Annotated in this window: 16 protein-coding genes and 1 pseudogene; 12 read left to right on the plus strand and 5 right to left on the minus strand. The window is 62.5% G+C overall.

Features of this window, described 5'->3' with window-relative positions; all coding sequences use genetic code 11:
* Positions 1-4 precede the first annotated feature (4 nt).
* The 4 genes from HMPREF1531_RS04525 to HMPREF1531_RS04545 are packed head-to-tail and all read left to right on the plus strand — an operon-like array spanning position 5 to position 3,666.
* The gene (locus HMPREF1531_RS04525) at positions 5-250 is read left to right on the plus strand and encodes a hypothetical protein (RefSeq protein ID WP_016668732.1); all 246 of its coding nucleotides are present in this window, start codon (positions 5-7) and stop codon (positions 248-250) included.
* A 34-nt stretch (positions 251-284) separates the two neighbouring features.
* Positions 285-623, plus strand: coding sequence for a TadE family protein (locus HMPREF1531_RS04530; protein ID WP_036897224.1), 339 nt, complete (start codon positions 285-287; stop codon positions 621-623).
* Entirely contained in the window at positions 620-1,042 is a 423-nt protein-coding gene (locus HMPREF1531_RS13855) for a TadE/TadG family type IV pilus assembly protein (protein WP_016668734.1), read from the plus strand. The genes HMPREF1531_RS04530 and HMPREF1531_RS13855 overlap by 4 nt, the downstream gene beginning before the upstream one ends.
* The gene (locus HMPREF1531_RS04545; protein WP_016668735.1) at positions 1,039-3,666 is read left to right on the plus strand and encodes a LysM peptidoglycan-binding domain-containing protein; all 2,628 of its coding nucleotides are present in this window, start codon (positions 1,039-1,041) and stop codon (positions 3,664-3,666) included. Before HMPREF1531_RS13855 ends, HMPREF1531_RS04545 begins: the two co-directional genes overlap by 4 nt.
* Positions 3,667-3,754: 88 nt before the next feature.
* On the opposite strand, the gene HMPREF1531_RS04550 is transcribed toward HMPREF1531_RS04545, so the two are convergent.
* Both HMPREF1531_RS04550 and HMPREF1531_RS04555 read right to left on the minus strand, forming a co-directional pair.
* On the minus strand, positions 3,755-4,648 hold the full coding sequence (locus tag HMPREF1531_RS04550; RefSeq protein WP_016668736.1) for a ribokinase: 894 nt from the start codon (positions 4,646-4,648) through the stop codon (positions 3,755-3,757).
* A 42-nt stretch (positions 4,649-4,690) separates the two neighbouring features.
* Positions 4,691-6,007, minus strand: coding sequence for an MFS transporter (locus HMPREF1531_RS04555; RefSeq protein ID WP_156860172.1), 1,317 nt, complete (start codon positions 6,005-6,007; stop codon positions 4,691-4,693).
* 277 nt (positions 6,008-6,284) lie between these two features.
* Here HMPREF1531_RS04555 and HMPREF1531_RS12815 point away from each other — a divergent pair, with 277 nt between their 5' ends.
* The 7 genes from HMPREF1531_RS12815 (at position 6,285) to HMPREF1531_RS04590 (ending at position 13,896) form a co-directional block, all read left to right on the plus strand.
* The gene (locus HMPREF1531_RS12815; RefSeq protein WP_198010988.1) at positions 6,285-6,680 is read left to right on the plus strand and encodes a hypothetical protein; all 396 of its coding nucleotides are present in this window, start codon (positions 6,285-6,287) and stop codon (positions 6,678-6,680) included.
* Between the two features lie 694 nt (positions 6,681-7,374).
* Entirely contained in the window at positions 7,375-8,406 is a 1,032-nt protein-coding gene (locus HMPREF1531_RS04565; RefSeq protein ID WP_016668739.1) for a TRAP transporter substrate-binding protein, read from the plus strand.
* Positions 8,407-8,957: 551 nt separating this feature from the next.
* Positions 8,958-9,986: a TRAP transporter substrate-binding protein gene (locus tag HMPREF1531_RS04570; protein ID WP_016668740.1), complete on the plus strand. Its 1,029-nt coding sequence runs from the start codon at positions 8,958-8,960 to the stop codon at positions 9,984-9,986.
* 137 nt (positions 9,987-10,123) lie between these two features.
* Entirely contained in the window at positions 10,124-10,654 is a 531-nt protein-coding gene (locus HMPREF1531_RS04575; protein WP_016668741.1) for a TRAP transporter small permease, read from the plus strand.
* A 1-nt stretch (position 10,655) separates the two neighbouring features.
* Positions 10,656-11,987, plus strand: coding sequence for a TRAP transporter large permease (locus HMPREF1531_RS04580; protein WP_016668742.1), 1,332 nt, complete (start codon positions 10,656-10,658; stop codon positions 11,985-11,987).
* Between the two features lie 79 nt (positions 11,988-12,066).
* Entirely contained in the window at positions 12,067-13,083 is a 1,017-nt protein-coding gene (locus tag HMPREF1531_RS04585) for a zinc-binding dehydrogenase (RefSeq protein WP_016668743.1), read from the plus strand.
* 24 nt (positions 13,084-13,107) lie between these two features.
* Positions 13,108-13,896 carry an IclR family transcriptional regulator gene (locus HMPREF1531_RS04590; protein WP_016668744.1) on the plus strand — a complete coding sequence of 263 codons (789 nt, stop codon included), beginning with the start codon at positions 13,108-13,110 and terminating at the stop codon, positions 13,894-13,896.
* A gap of 71 nt (positions 13,897-13,967) precedes the next feature.
* On the opposite strand, the gene HMPREF1531_RS04595 is transcribed toward HMPREF1531_RS04590, so the two are convergent.
* Positions 13,968-14,849 (minus strand): polysaccharide deacetylase family protein, encoded by an 882-nt coding sequence (locus HMPREF1531_RS04595; RefSeq protein ID WP_016668745.1) that lies wholly within the window; start codon positions 14,847-14,849, stop codon positions 13,968-13,970.
* A gap of 42 nt (positions 14,850-14,891) precedes the next feature.
* On the opposite strand from HMPREF1531_RS04595, the gene HMPREF1531_RS04600 reads away from it, so the two are divergent.
* Entirely contained in the window at positions 14,892-15,125 is a 234-nt protein-coding gene (locus HMPREF1531_RS04600; protein WP_016668746.1) for a hypothetical protein, read from the plus strand.
* A gap of 33 nt (positions 15,126-15,158) precedes the next feature.
* Here the strand turns inward: HMPREF1531_RS04600 and HMPREF1531_RS14105 are convergent, their stop codons facing one another.
* Together HMPREF1531_RS14105 and HMPREF1531_RS14400 are read right to left on the minus strand one after the other, a co-directional pair.
* The gene (locus HMPREF1531_RS14105; RefSeq protein ID WP_232210224.1) at positions 15,159-15,344 is read right to left on the minus strand and encodes a hypothetical protein; all 186 of its coding nucleotides are present in this window, start codon (positions 15,342-15,344) and stop codon (positions 15,159-15,161) included.
* Positions 15,345-15,407: 63 nt separating this feature from the next.
* A pseudogene (locus HMPREF1531_RS14400) lies at positions 15,408-15,686 on the minus strand (WD40 repeat domain-containing protein); the annotation flags it as partial.
* Positions 15,687-15,692 lie beyond the last annotated feature (6 nt).

Consider the following 15,692-nt stretch of genomic DNA (forward strand, 5'->3'; position numbering starts at 1 on the left):
GACGATGGACTCACACCAACCCAACCCAAGGACCGGTTACCGACGGATGGTTTCCCCGGGGGTCACTTCACTGTGCAACCGGTTCGTCGGACAGCTTGTCGAGTTCCACCACCGTGAACGCACCGATCCTCGCGGCCTGTCTCAGTCCACCGAGAATGCGATCCTGCTCACTGGCGCCGTCGCCTTGGCCATCACGGTCGTCGGGCTGGTCACCACATTCGTCAAGGGCAAACTCGCGAATTTGGGCTGACATGATGCCCCCGGTGGATCGTCATTGCCGTGGGATGAGTGATTCGGTCCAGTGGGCCGTGCTCGCCCCGCTCGTCTTCGCGTGCATCTTCATGATCATCCAAGCGGGTACGTGGATGGTCGGACGCTCTGCCATCCAGCAGGCGGCGATGACCGGTGCGGAGCGGGCGGCGATTCTCGGCAACGGCCCCGGCGATGCCCGGGGTGCTGCTCTTCGCGTCGCGAATGAGGCCGGTCTGCGGGAGGTGACGGTGGTGATCAACGACGATGGCCAGCGGGTGATCGTCGAGGTGCGGGCGGAGCTCGTCACATTACTGCCTGGGAAACTGAACCGGGTCGCTGCAGATGCCACCAGGATGAAGGAGCCGTCATGAACAGGCAGCGAGGAGCAGCCGCCACCGAGGTGGCAGTCATCGTCCCGGTAATCGTCTTGTTCATCGGGGCACTCGGTATTGGGTGGCGGATCAATGCTGCCCGCACCAAGCTTGCCGATGCCGCAGCCTCAGCGGCGCGTGCCGCTTCGATAGTCAACAGTGCCGCAGCCGCCCCTCGGGTGGCGGAACAGGCCGTGCGGGCGGATTTGGACACCGTGGGGCTGCGATGCGCCGATATCGGGGTGAGCGTCGACACGTCGGGGTACTGGGCGCCCCTCGGAGCCCCCGCCACCGTCGGAGTCCGGGTTTCCTGCACCGTGGACATGTCCGATCTGGGAGTTGCCGGACTCGGTGGACGGCACCGGTTCACTGCCACCGCCCAGGAAGCCCTGGACACCCATCGAAGGAGGTCGCCATGAGGGGAGCTGAACTGCTCAAGGGGTTGGTGGCCATCGTCGCTAGTCTGCTGCTCGTTGTCGGGGGAGCCGCTCTGCTGGTGTTCGCTGGACGCCTTGATATCTTCGGCGATATCGAGTGGACGAGCTTGTTTACTACGAGGGACGACGGTTCGCTGGTGCTGGGGCTGGTGACCGTCGTCGGCTGGATTGCATGGGGATTACTCACCGCATCCCTGCTGGTCGATCTGGTGAATGGGCTCACTGGGCGCCTACCGCGACGCAGGATCCCGCTGGTGGGCCTTTTCCATCCGCTCACCGTGGTGCTGGCGACGGCGATTCTCGGCATGATCACCCACCCGCCGGTGGTCCCGGAGGCCGTCGCGGCTCTGCCTGGTGCGCCTGCGGGAGGGCAGGCCACCACGCAGACCATCGGCGTCGTGGACGATGCCCCGGAGGATGAACAGGGCGTGCACCACCTCACCACACCGGGTGATGACCTGTGGAGTCTCGCCGAGCGCTACTACGGAGACGGCACCCGATGGCGTCGGCTGGCGGAGGCCAACCGGACCCTGCTGCCCCACGACACCGATGTACTGCCGAGCGGGGTACTGCTTTTCGTTCCCGATCCCACCCCGCCGCAGCAGATCGTCGTCGCCGAGGGGGACACACTCAGCGGCCTGGCCCGCACGCATCTGGGCGATGAGCAGGCCTGGTGGCGTATCGCAGCGGTGAACCCCGAGCTGGCGGATCCGGACATCCTTGGGGTGGGGATGATCCTCAATCTTCCCACGGGGCCAGATTCGGTCGGGGAAGCCGCCCGGGTGGGGCGAACCGACCCGGCAGAGGATTCTGCAGCGCCCGGAGATTCCACGATGCCCGACCGGTCAACTTCATCCGGTGAACCCGCCAGCTCCGGTGAATCACCCGGGATACCGGGTGGCCAACCGGCGACTACAGCCGGGGAACCCGGCACCCCGACCGATCCGGTTCCCAGGCCACAAGGCGACGGGAACCCGGTTCCGGTGGCGCATGTCCCGGCCCCGGTGCTCGCAACGAGCTTATTCACCGGAGTGATGGGTGCCGGGTTGGCGACGGCTTTCGCGGTGCGGCGAAGGCGGCAGCTCGCGGGTCGGCCGGTCGGGTTCCGGCTCCCGGCGTTGCGCCCCGGTCTCGCCATAGAGCAGGCCGTGCTGGCCAGCCGGGCCGCGCAGTCCGAGACCGTTGAGGCCGGGGCTACCACCGTCGAATTGGGCCAGGATCTCAGGCGCGATGTGATCGCCGATGCCGTGACGGTGATCCGGGGTCCCGACGGCTTGGATGTCTCCATGGCCAACGCCATCGCGGCCGCACTGGCGGTTGACGTGGAGCGCCGGTCCATGGAGATCGTGTGCGGGGGTACCTCCTTCGCATGGCTCGACAGCCTCGATGAACCGCTTTTGACAACGTGTTATTCCACGACGGCAGTGAAGCGGTTGGAGCATGTGATCGCCATGAGGTCCCAGCATTTGGCGACGGGAATGAGTATCGCCGACACCGACTGGCCAACGATGGTGTTCGTCGTCGAGGCCCCTGGCCTGCGGGTCGATCCCGGCAGGCTGGCCGGTCTCGGTGTTGCCGTGGTGCAGTGTGCCGGGGACACCGACGGCGATCTGCCTGGTCACCAGGTCCGCGTCGACGAGCAGTGGGCGCTGCACGACGAGGTGATCGGCACCTTCCGCCCCAATCTTCTGCACGCTCCGGCTCGCCGGGTGCTGGAGGAGATCTTCAATGTGGCCGACGACACCCAGTACCCGGAGGCTCCTTGGTGGGATCACTCCCCGGCTGCCGGACTCCCCAGCCCCCTCACTGCCGCAGTCGCTCCAGCCATGATGGAGGTGCCTTCCGTGGTCAGCTCCCCAACCACTGATTCCGCTGGGCATCCGGTGGTGAAACTCATGGGACCTGTCGAGTTGGAGGGCGCACGCGGGCCCACGCCCGCCCGAGCCATGAAGCAGTGCATCGAGTACGCGGCCTGGCTGTTGCTGCACCCCGGTGCGTCGGCCTCGGTGATGGCCGATGCCCTAGTCGTTGCGGAAACGACCAGGCGGTCCAATATGAGCAGGCTGCGTACCTGGCTGGGCAACGATGATGCCGGGGAGCCCTATCTGCCCGATGCCTACACCGGGCGGATCATGCTTCACCCGGCGGTGACTTCCGATTGGGAGGAGATGCAGATTCTCGTGAGCGGGGGAGTGAACCGGGCGACGAGCGAGGCGCTGCGCAAGGGCCTCGAACTGGTGCGGGGTGCCCCGCTGGCCGACGCGGCGCCCGGGCAATGGGTATGGGCCGAACAACTGCGCAACGATATGAGCGCCATGATCTGTGATATGGGCGTGGTGCTTGCCCGGCGCAGTCTCGCCGCCGATGACCCGCAAACCGCACGATGGGCCGTCGAACGGGCCAGGTGGGCGGCCCCGGACGATGAATCGCTATTGGTCACCGCCTTACAGATCGCCGCCCACAGCGGGGAACGGGAGCATATCGACCCCTTGGTATTGCAGATCACTCGTCGCGCCCGGACGATGGGCGTTGATCTGCGTCCCGACACGGTTGAGGTGTTGCAGCAGGTTGTCGAGGGCCGCAATCGCCCGGGTGTGGTGTCGTGAGGGTGGGCCCATCAGCAACGTGACCGGTTATCCGCAGCGGGGAGGGATCGTGCCGGTTCTCTCGGGTGCTTGCCCAGTCGACGCGGAATCAACCAAGGGCGCCCACCTGTTCCGCTGTTCCGTAGGAGGGCTGGGCGCCATAACCGGTTGCCGCGTGGGCGGCTACCCGGCAGGCGAATGCGGTGGCTTGCTCCACGTCATCACCTCGGGCTAGTCGCACGGCTAGGGCTCCGGTGAGGGCATCCCCGCAACCGACCGTGTCCACTGCCTGCACTTTCGGGGATGCGATCTCGGTGATCTGCCGGTCCCGGATGACGGCGGCGCCGACGGCTCCCAGGGTCACCACTCCCAGCAGTTGTCGCTCGGCCAGCCACCCGGTAATCCTCGCCCGGTCCTCTCTCCAGCTCAGGCCGGTCGCCTGTTCGATCTCCACCTCGTTGAGCACCAGCACGTCGGTATCCACCAGAAGCTCATCTGGTAAGGACTGGAAGGGTGATGGGTTGAGGATCACCCGGGCCCCCATCTGTTGCCCGGCCCGGGCAGCGGCCATCACCGCATCCATCGGGATCTCCAGCATCGTCGTCACCACTTCCGGGCGGGCGAGCGTGATCTGCTCATGAATCTGGGTGGAGGTCACCGCATTGTTCGCTCCGCCCACCACGATGATTGTGTTCTCACCGGTGTGGTCCACGGTGATCAATGCGGTGCCGGTGGGGGCCGCGACGGTACTCAGCCGACACTCCACCTGGTCGCGGTCGGCCAGGGCGGTCAACCACTCGCCATCCGGGTCGTCTCCCACACAGCCCACCAAGCCGACGCTGGTCATTCCTAGCCGGGAAGCCGCCACTGCTTGGTTCATCCCCTTGCCGCCAGGGCAACGGGTGATCTCGTCGCCGAGGATCGTCTCCCCGGGTGCGGGGAACCGCGGTGTGCGGACGATGACATCGACATTCAACGAGCCAACGACTAGGACTTCACTCATCGCACTCCTTGCTTCATCCTTGATCACCGGGCGGCATCACGATCAGTGGGCGTTGACGGTTCCGACGTCGTAGGCCTCAGTCGTCCCACGGCTGACTGCCCAGAACCATGCCGCGAGCAGGGCGAACCACACCCCAAGCCCCACCCCTGCCGGGATCGAGAAGCCGTCGGGTGGCAGCACCAAGGCGGCAATGACGGCCCCGGTCACGTAACCGCAATTGTTGATGATGTCGTGCATCAGGGTGACCCGGCCGCGGGCTTCGTCGCTGATGTGGGCCTGCACCAAGGTATCGGCTGCGATCTTGATCGACTGAAGGCACAGCCCGACAACCAGCCCACAGACGATCATCACCACGGGGACGAGGGTGGCCCCTGCGATGATCTGCGCGAGGGCTGCGGTGCCTAGTGCGATCATCATCATGCGACACAGACCGGTGCGGGCGCTCAGCGGTGCGGCGACTAGCCCTGAGGTCGCGAAACCGGCGCCGGTGGCGGCGAACCACACTCCCATTGACAGCACCGAGGTCTCGACCCCGTCGGAGGGGAAGTGATGGCGGTACAGCACGACAATCATCGTCATCAACAACCCGTAGCCAGCGCGTGAAGCGAAGACGAGCAGCACCCCGTTGAGCGCTGGGCGTGCCGCAACCAATTCGGCGAAGGCCTGGCGCAGGCCGGTGAACACCGAGGTGATGGAGGAGACCCGCCGTGTCGTGGGGCCCAACGCGGTGCGGGTGAAGCCGCGCAGGATCCAGACCCCGGTGCAGAACAATCCGGCAGCGATCCCGAAAACCAGGACATCGCTGGGTCCCGGCGGCAGGCCAAGGCGTCCGGCCCCGAGCCGCAATCCGGCAGCCGACCCGCCAGCGACAAGCATTGTTACAGGTCCGAGCATCGGCATAACGGCGGCCGCATCCAAGTATTCGTCGTCATCGACGGTGTGCGGCATGCCCGCCCCAAGTCCAGCGAGCTGCAACCGGTTCAACGACAGCACGATCACCAGCACGACGGCCAGCAGCACCTGCCAGCCACCACTCGTGCGGCCCGTGCCAACGAGGATGGCCAGCACGACCGCCAATACGCTACGGGTCAGATCGCTCACCCGCACCGTCGAGGTGCGCGCGAATCTGTCCAAGATAGGCCCAACGAACGGCCCGGCGACGGCCATCGGCATCATCACCAAGGCGATCACTGCGGCGACCGCAGCCGCATCGGCTTGCGACTGTGGATTCAGCAGCACATAGGAGGCCATGCCGATCTGGATGACCGCGTCGCCGGACTGGGTGGCGAGTCGTACGCCTACCATGCGTCTGAAAGCGGCGTGCCGGGTGAGCCGCCTCATCCGTCGTAGTCCGTCCACGGGCTCATGATATGGCCGCAGTCGTTTACCCACGTGATGACTCCACCGGCGATCGGGTTGTTCTGATCCTGCGACTGTCCCGCACCGTGGGCGGAGGAGGTTCCACCGGTGGTCCGACCGCGGTCTTTCCATTGCCAAAGAGGCTCACCAAAATGACGTTTCGCCTGACAGATGGCCGTTGCTTTGGTTACATGATTGAGTTACGACAGGAGGATCGATGAGTCACAACGTCGTGACCCCTTCCGATCCGGGCGAGCCTAGCAATCGTCCGGGTGCCATGAGGTCTGTACAATCCGCCGAAGCGATCTGTGACGCGAGGCAGGTCCGCGATGTCATCACAGGTTTCATCGACGAGACTACCCGGCGAGGGGTTCCTCCCGAACCGTTGCGTGCCAAGCTGACTGGTGGCGGAACTGCACGCACCGACAAGAAAGGCTGGTATATCAGCGTAGACCGCTCCGCCGCCATCGGGGAGGACGGCAACTACTACCTGCTCACTGTGCCCGGTGGTTTGAAGGAGCGCATCACCGGGGTGCGGTTGGCGCCCTCGCGGCCTACCCCGGCTCGGGTCAAACAGCAGGCTGGGCAGCAAAATGACGATCTCGACGACTATCTGACCCGGGCTCTCGCGCGACGCATCAACGAAGCAAGCCGCATCGCTGACGATGGCTGAACCCACACGAGAACCTCAACCGTTGCTGCAACTTGATGCCATTTCTAGACATTAAAAAGAATTTTCTTCTGTCTCGGATCTCACAAGAGATTTTTCGACTTCTCCTGCAGCGATCGGCTGAAGGCGATAAATATTTTTAGTCAGACGTCAGACCTCTGCTGGCTTGATTCTTCGCTCGCATACCACGCGGTGGTCTTGAATGGCGAATCGATCAAATTCGATCTACGCTTCCCTCAAGACCCAGGAGGTTGCTGAGGGTGATCAGCAGCCTCCTGGTGCCATGTTCACCCCCATTCGTCCCCCAGCCGTGGTGTCCGGTGTTGCTGCCGAGACTCATCGCGGGGCAAGATGCCCCAATCTTGATTAACTCGCTTGCACTCAAGCGATCGCCGCTCAGGTCAACTATGGCAACTTGATCACAGTTCCGTATAGGGAACTGTGCCAGGATGTGAAAACACCTTCCTCGCCACCGACGATAAAAAGACTTGTCAAACCCAGATAATCGCGGCAGTGACCGACCAGTACCGAGACGGGGCTGACGACCCCGGCGGTGCCGGTAGATTCATCGGATGCGTTGCCGTGGGCGCGTTGCCGCTTCTAGGCTCGGACCAATCCGAGGCTCACCCGGGCCGTCGTGAAGAACATGTTTGTTCCGTAGTGGGCCCAATGTCGGGTCGCCAGAAGAGAGGTGCACATGAAGATCTCAAAGATCGTCACTACCGCAGCTGTCAGTTTGCTGTCCCTGAGCCTGGCCGCTTGTGGCGGGGGAGCGGGCTCGGGTGGTGGTGCGAAAACCATCTTCAAGCTGGCCTTCAACCAGACCGAACAGCATCCTCAGTACACAGCCGGCGTTGAGTTCGGCAAGAAGCTGGAAGAGGCCACCCAGGGTCGTTACACCGTCAAGGTCTACGCCAACGAGCAGCTCGGCGGTCAGGCCGACGTCATCCAGAACCTGTCCAATGGCTCGGTCGAGATGATGTGGGTCGGCGGTCCGGTGATGGAGTCCTACAACCCTGATTTCGTTGTCTACAACCTGCCCTACATGTTCGATTCTGTGGAGTCGTTCCGGGCGACGATGGCCGATCTCGACGCGATGAAGGAGCTGTACACCTCCATAGAGGAGTCCAAGTCGATCACCGTCCTGGCCGGGGTATACGCCGGTTCCCGTAATGTGTACAACTCCAAGCGCCCGATCAATACCCCGGCCGATCTGAACGGTCTGAAGATCCGGGTGCAGCAGTCGGATTCCCAGGTGAAGATGATCGAAGCTATGGGTGCGGTCGCCTCCCCGATGAACAACGGTGAGGTCTACTCCGCCCTGCAGACCGGTGTCATTGATGGTGCCGAGAACAACGAGCCGACCTGGGATGCTCTCAAGCAGTCCGAGGTGGCAAAGTACTACTCCTACACCCAGCACCTGATGATTCCGGACTACCTGCTCGTCTCCACCAAGGTTCTCAACGCGATGAGCGAGGAAGACCAGGAGGCATTCAAGAAGATCGTCCCGGAGATCCAGGCCATGGCCTCCGACGGTTTCCAGGCCTTCACTGAGTCCTCCATTGAGCACGCCACCTCGATCGGTGCGCAGTTCAACCAGGTTGAGGACAAGCAGGCCTTCAAGGATCTCGTCCAGCCGCTGGTAGATGAGTCGATCAACGCGAACGAGACCCGCAAGGCCCTCGCTGAGACCATCACGGCCAACAACGCCGCGCATCCTGCCAAGTGATCTTGCACTGAAGGCGTTTCGCTGGTGCCCCCGGGTGGAAAAACCCGGGGGCACCAGTCGTTGAATCTGCTCGTGGGATCCGCCGACCCCGGTTTCGTGACCCGCAACCCTGCCCTTTTTCCCCAAGTTGCTGGAGGCGCAGGGGTGCGCGCTGCCTGGTGGCGTAACGGTCAATGACGACATCGGCGTTGCGGCCGTGGCGATCGGCGTGGCTTTGTGGCCTGTGCGGCGTAGATCTGCGTCTTGGATCTGGCGGTGAGCCTGACTGCGGAGGGTGGGAGACGCCGCCCATGAACTGCGATGAGGCCTCTCGCGGGCCTTCGTGCTCCAGGCGATAAGCGCTTGACAAGCAAGATCACGAACAGGTCACATTCTCAAAACAGTGTTGTATTGAGTTGACCAGCCTGGAAACCGGTTCCTAGACTCCGGGACAACGAGCTGAACTCTGTTCGATTTGACGCAATATCATGTCGGGCAGGGCCATCTCACTGATCTCATCGTCGACTTCAGCGTGAACAACGTTAGGAATCAGGTACCACAGGAGGTACACAATGAAGCTCTCCCGCATCCTGGTAACCGGTGCCGTGGGTCTGCTCTCCCTGAGCCTTGCTGCTTGCGGCGGCGGCTCCTCGACCGGTGGCGGCGCGAAGACCACTTTCAAGCTGGCCTTCAACCAGACCGAACAGCATCCGCAGTACAAGGCTGCCGTTGAGTTCGGCAAGAAGCTGGAAGAGGCCACCCAGGGTCGCTATACCATCAAGGCTTACGCCAACGAGCAGCTCGGCACCCAGTCCGACGTCATCCAGAACGTCTCCAACGGCACAGTCGAGTTCATGTACGTCGGCGGCCCGGTGATGGAGTCGTTCAACCAGGACTTCGTCGTTTACAACCTGCCCTATATGTTCGATTCCGTCGAGGCGCAGAAGGCCGTCTTCCGCAACGAGGAACTGAACTCCGAGCTGTTCTCCTCCCTTGAGGAGGCCAAGGGCTTGACCGTTCTGGCCGCCCTGCACGCTGGCACCCGTTCGGTCTACAACTCCAAGCAGGAAATCAAGACTCCGGCCGATCTGACCGGCATGAAGATCCGGGTGCAGCAGTCAGATTCCCAGGTGAAGATGATGGAGTTGCTCGGTGGCATCGGTACCCCGATGGGTCAAGGCGAGGTCTATTCCGCCCTGCAGACCGGTGTTCTCGACGGTGCCGAGAATAACCCGACCGTCTACGATGCCTTGAAGCACGACGAGGTGGCGAAGTATTACTCCTACACCCGTCACCTGATGATCCCCGATTACCTGCTGATGTCGACCAAGGCATTGCAGAAAATGGATGAGGCCGATCGCGAGGCTTTGCTCAAGCTAGTCCCGGAGGTCCAGAACCTCGCCGATGACGGCTTCGCCCAGTACATCACCGAGTCCGAAGAGGCCGCCAAGCAGAAGGGCGCCACCTTCAATGAGGTTGATGACGTGGCCGCTTTCAAGGAACTGGTCAAGCCGCTGATCGAGGAGTCGGTCAACAACGAAGTCCGGCAGACGCTGCACACGGCAATCCAGGAGGCAAACGCGGCCAATCCGGCCAAGTGAACCGGCTGTTGCCAGTTGCCTGACAACACTGTCACAACGCGCCCCCGCGGACCTATAGTTCACGGGGGCGCGTCCGCCTTCACCGGGACTCACCCGGCAGGCACCCATCTATTTCAGAGACGAAATTGAGGCACCAGATGAAAGTCCTGGACCGAATCCAGCAGGGACTTGATATTTTCCTGCGCTGGTTCTGCATTGTGTTGTTTGCAGCCCTCGTGCTGCTGGTCGTCTTCCAGGTCGTTGCCAGATTCACCGTCGGCGGCAATGCCTGGACAGAGGCCATGGCCCGCATCATTTTCATCTGGCAGGGCATCATCGGTGCCGCTTATGTGATTGGCGAGAAGGACGACGTTGCGATCGATTTCCTCGTCCGCCGATTCCCGCCAGTTGTGGTGAAAGCCTTCGAGATCTTGGCCCACACGATTGTTGCAGTCTTCGCCATCTGGGTGATGGTGATGGGCGGTTGGCAGTTGGCCTCCAGGGCCTTCGACCAAACCGTCGAGCTGCTTCCGTTCTCCACCGGTCAGCTTTACCTGGTACTTCCGGTGGCCGGAGTGCTGATCACCATCTACTGCCTGTTCCACATCGTGCACGCCATCACCTCCGAGGTGAAGGTTGTTGCCGAAGAGGACATCGATTTGTCGACTATCCAGGAAGAGGGAATCTGACATGAGCGACGCGGCCCTCGTTGGGCTCATCTTGGTGGTGGGCATGTTCGGCCTCATGGCCATCGGTGTCTCGGTGTCCGTGTCGATCGGTCTTCCGTCGGCGATCTGTCTGGTGATCCTCATGGGTCCCGAATCCGGCATCTTCACTTCGGCGCAGAAGATCTACAACGGCATCGACTCCTTCGCCCTACTGGCCATCCCATTATTCGTATTGGCTGGGGCGATCATGAACCAAGGCGGCATCGCCGCGCGGCTCATCAATCTGGCGAAGGCCATTACCGGTCCCGCTCCCGGTGCCCTGGCTCAGACGAATGTGCTGGCCAACATGCTGTTCGGTGCGATCTCGGGTTCGGCTCTGGCCGGCGCATCGGCCGTCGGTGCGATCATGGCTCCCGAGGAGGAGAAGGACGGCTACGACATGGGTTGGGCCGCGGCGGTCAACGTCGCATCCGCTCCGTCGGGCATGCTCATACCGCCGTCGAATACGACGATCGTCTACGCCTTGGTCTCCCAGGCCTCGGTCGGCGCGCTCTTCTTGGCCGGTTACATTCCCGGGATTTTGTGGGGCCTGACCTGCATGGTCATCATCTACTTCTACGCACGCAAGCGTCCCGGGCTGAAGGGCGAGGGGTGGCCGAAGCCGGTAGAGTTCCTGAAATCGCTGTGGGGCGCGCTGCCCTCGGTGTCGCTCATCTTGATCGTCATCTTCGGCATCGTGGGCATCCCGGGGCTGACCAAGGCCTTCTTCACCCCGACCGAGGGTGCGGCGGTCGCCGTCGTCTACGCCTTGTTCTTGTCCTTCGTCTATCGCACGATCAGCATTCGTGACATCCCGAAGATCCTGCTGTCGGCGACCCGGACCTCCTCGGTGGTGATCTTCCTGATCGCCTTGTCACAGATCATGAGCTATGCGATGACCTTCGCCGGCATCCCGGAGCTGATTGGTGAATGGATGACGTCGATCACGGATTCGTCGGTGGTATTCCTGCTCATCATGGCTATCGTGCTGCTGGTCGTCGGTATCCCACTCGACGCCACTCCGGCGGTGCTGGTGTTCACCCCGATCTTCCTGCCCATCGCACAGGGCTACGGAATCCACCCGGTTCATCTCGGCATGATGATGATCTTCAATATGTGTCTTGCGGTCATCTCGCCGCCGTCGGCGCCGGTGTTGTTCGTCGGCGCGCGGGTTGCGGGCAAGAAGGTCGAAGACGTGATCAAGCCGTTGATGCCATTCTTCTTGGCGCTGATTGGCATGCTGCTTGTCGTCCAGTACGTCCCGGCACTGTCCTTGGCCATTCCAAAGGCCATGGGGCTGATCGTCGGAGCCTAAGCCGATTGGGCCGGACTGGGATGATCCCGGTCCGGCCTAGCTTTTCTAGATACTTTCCATAATCGACAGGAGGGGCCCGATGAAGGCCGTGTACATCAAGGGCAAGGAAGACCTGGAGATTGCCGAGGTCCCAGTGCCGGAGCCTGCCGAAGGGCAGGTGCGGGTCGCCGTCGAGTACGTCGGTATCTGTGGTTCCGACTTGCATTACTACTACAACGGTGCGAACGGCACCTTCGTGGTGCGTGAGCCGCTGATTCCCGGTCATGAAATGGCTGGTCACATCGACCTTGATCCATCGGGAGAGTATGCCCAGGGCACTTTGGTGACCCTGCACCCGGCGACCTTCGGTCCGATCACCGAGGGCATGGAGAATCTGCGTCACCTGCGCCCCGGTGGCTCCTATCTAGGCTCGGCCTCCACCTGGCCGCACACCCAAGGGGCGATGGCCGAGTACATCCTGGTTGACAAGGAAATGATCCGGGTGTTGCCGAGGGGACTCTCCACCAAAGATGCCGCCTTGTCGGAGCCGCTTGGTGTGGTGCTCCACGGAATCAACATGATCGGTGACTTCACCGGCGCCAAGGTGCTGGTGTCGGGTTCGGGCCCGATCGGTCTGCTGGCCGGGTTTGCTGCCAAGCAGCGTGGTGCTGCGCACCTGACCTTCTCTGATGTGCTCGACGGCCCGCTGGAGCGCGCCAAGCTGATCGGTGCCGACGAGGTGATCAACGTCGCCACCCAGAAGCTGCCAGAATCGGCCTTTGATGTGGTCTTGGAGTGCTCGGCGGCTGCTCCGGCTGTATCTGCCGCGCTGGTGGCCGCCAAGCCTCGCGGACGGATCGCCCAGATCGGCATGTTCCCGGGCACCCCGGTCAATGTGACTCTCGCATCGCTGTCGCAGAAGGAGCTCACCTGGGTGGGCACCATGCGCTTTGATAACGAGGTGGATCAGGCCATTGAGATGATTGCTGCTGCCCCGGAGGTTGCCAAGGTAGTCACCCATGTGATCGGCGTCGATGATGCGGTGGAGGCATTTGCCGTCGCCAAGGATTCGCAAGTATCGGGCAAGGTGCTGGTGGCTCTGGGCTCCCAGGGTTGACCTACCGTGCGGGGAGGCAGGCCAATGACGAGCGATTCTCGCGTCCGGGTACCGCCGCGCGGTTCACCATCGGTGTCTCGTGCGGCGGCGATCTTGAATGTCATGTCGGAGCGTCCCGGCGGTTGGTCGCTGACTCAGCTGGCGGGGGAATTGGGGTTGGCGAAGTCGTCGACCTTGACGATCATGACCTCGTTGGAAGCTGCCGGTTTTGTCACCCGCAATGGCACCGCGTATCACCTTGATCTTGGGGTATTGCGTCCCGCTGCGGGGTTCCTGCGCGGCCTGGATATCACCGAGACCTTCAAGAATGCGATCGCCAACAGCCGGGTGCTGGGTGACCAGATCGCCCATCTGGGGGTGCTCTGCGGAACATCGGTCACCTTCTTGGCTCGTCACCTGGGCCGTCCGCCGTTGCCGGTGACCGGCATGGTGGGGGATAGGTTCCCGGCCTCGATCACCGCTGTGGGGGCCGCGCTGCTGGCGGAGTGCACCGATGCACAGATTCGTGCGTCGTATTCGGGTGCGGAGAGTGCTTTCCCGAGGTGGACCTCCAGATCGACGCGGCGTCTGGAGGATCTGCTCGCCAAGGTGGACGTGGTGCGACGCCGCGGTTATGCGGTCGACGACGGGGAGACTCATCCCGGGGTCTACGCCTTCGGGGTGGCGGTGCGCTACACCGGGAACCTCACCCAGGATTTCGCGATCTCGGTTTCCCTGGAGCGGGAGGGTCTCAGCCGCCAGCGCTGGGAAGAGGTGCTCGCCGAGCTCGTCAGTGTGCGCGACGGCCTGGAGACCATCTCACAGCTGGGCTGAGGGCTTGCTGGCGTTGGCGCCCCATTGCCGAGTGGGCGCCCACGATGACATGGGCGCCCACTTCTTGGTCGCTAGGTGCGGGGGAATCTTTGTTTGAAGTCGAGGGCCACATCCTTCATGTAGGCGAACTCGACCCCCTGCGCCTGGCGCATGTGGGCGATGAGCCGCTCCAACATGAGCAGGTTCTGCGGGCGTCCCGAGACGTCTGGATGGATGGTGATCGGGAACACCGCGTAATCCATGTCACGGACCACCCAGTCAAACTGGTCGGTCCACAATTGCTCGATGTCGCGAGGCGACACGAAACCGTGCGAGGTAAAGCTGGACTTGATGAACATCATCGGCGGAAGATCGTCGAGGTACCACGATGCTGGCAGCTCGATCAGGTCGGTCTCCTGGCCGCGGATGAGGGGCTTCATCCATTCGTAGGCGGATTCGGCCTCGTAGTTGATATTCGTCCACGTGTCGCCCACCCGCACGTAGTAGGGAGTGTGGTCATTGTGCATCAGGGAGTGGTCGTAGAGGAATCCACGCTCCACGAGTAATTCATTGGTGATGGGGGAGAACTCCCACCACGGGGCGACGTAGCCAACCGGGCGCACACCGGAGCGTTTCTCGATCAGATCGGTGCAGTAGTCGAGGATCTCGGTCTCCTGGCGACGAGTCATGGCGATCGGGTTCTCATGGGAGTAACCGTGCACACCGATCTCGTGCCCGGCGGCCACCACCTGATCGAATTGTTCCGGGAAGGTTTCAATAGAATGCCCCGGCCAATACCAGGTCACCGGCAATTCTTGTTGCCGGAATAGGTTCAGCAGCCTGGGCACTCCGATCTCGCCAGCGAACATGCCCCGGGAAATGTCTCCGGGAGAATCCTGGCCGCCGTAGGAGCCCAACCAGCCTCCTACCGCATCGATATCGATGCCAAATGATACGTAGATCTTTTTAGACATGAGCGTTCCTTCTGGGGTTACGTGTAGGGGAGAAATCGCGTTATGAAGTCCGTTCTCATCTCCTCTCCGAGCAACAGTGCCGATAGGAAAGCAAGCCAGCGGGTGCATTGCCGATGCTCGTTGCGGCGTCTCGCTGATGCCCTCGTCGAGCAGGTGGCTCATGACCGTGGAGCCGCACCGAAGAAGAAGGAGGTTTCCTCCATCGTGTCGGTGCTGCGGGTCATGACAACGCCGAATTTTGATGAGATCGACCCCGACCTCGTCTTCCAAGCCTAGGGTGGGCTTTCTCGCATGTCTACGGTGATGCGGTCAGCCGACCGGGGGTTCGTAGCACAGGCCCGGGAGCTGGATGGGCTCGTAGTGGGTCGGGCCGCCCTGGAGCAAGGCGATGTAGGCATCACCTTCCATGACGTCGATCCCCTCGGGTGTCCAACTGGCGTAGCTGGTGACGCCAGGAATCCGGGACCGGACCGAGACGAAGGCCCGCTCCAGCATGCCGTCATGGTGGAAGACGCGGATGACACCGTGCCGATTGCATGTGGCGAGGTGTGAGGCGTTGGGTGACCATGTGGCGGTGGTCACCCCGCTTGCGTTGCCTTTCAATCTCATGAGTTGGTGGCTGGTGGTGGGGTTCCAGATGGTGCAGGTGCCGTCGTCGGATGCGGTGGCTAAGCGTGATGTGTCGGGGTTGGGTGACCATGTGGCGGTGGTCACCGGGTGTGTGTGGCTCAGGGTGGTGAGTTGGTGGCTGGTGGTGGGGTTCCAGATGATGCAGGTGCCGTCGCGGGAGGTGGTGGCCAGGCGTGAGGCGTCGGGTGACCATGCGGCGGCGGTCACCGGATG

The organism is Propionibacterium sp. oral taxon 192 str. F0372, assembly GCF_000413315.1.
Taxonomy (GTDB): Bacteria; Actinomycetota; Actinomycetes; order Propionibacteriales; family Propionibacteriaceae; genus Brooklawnia.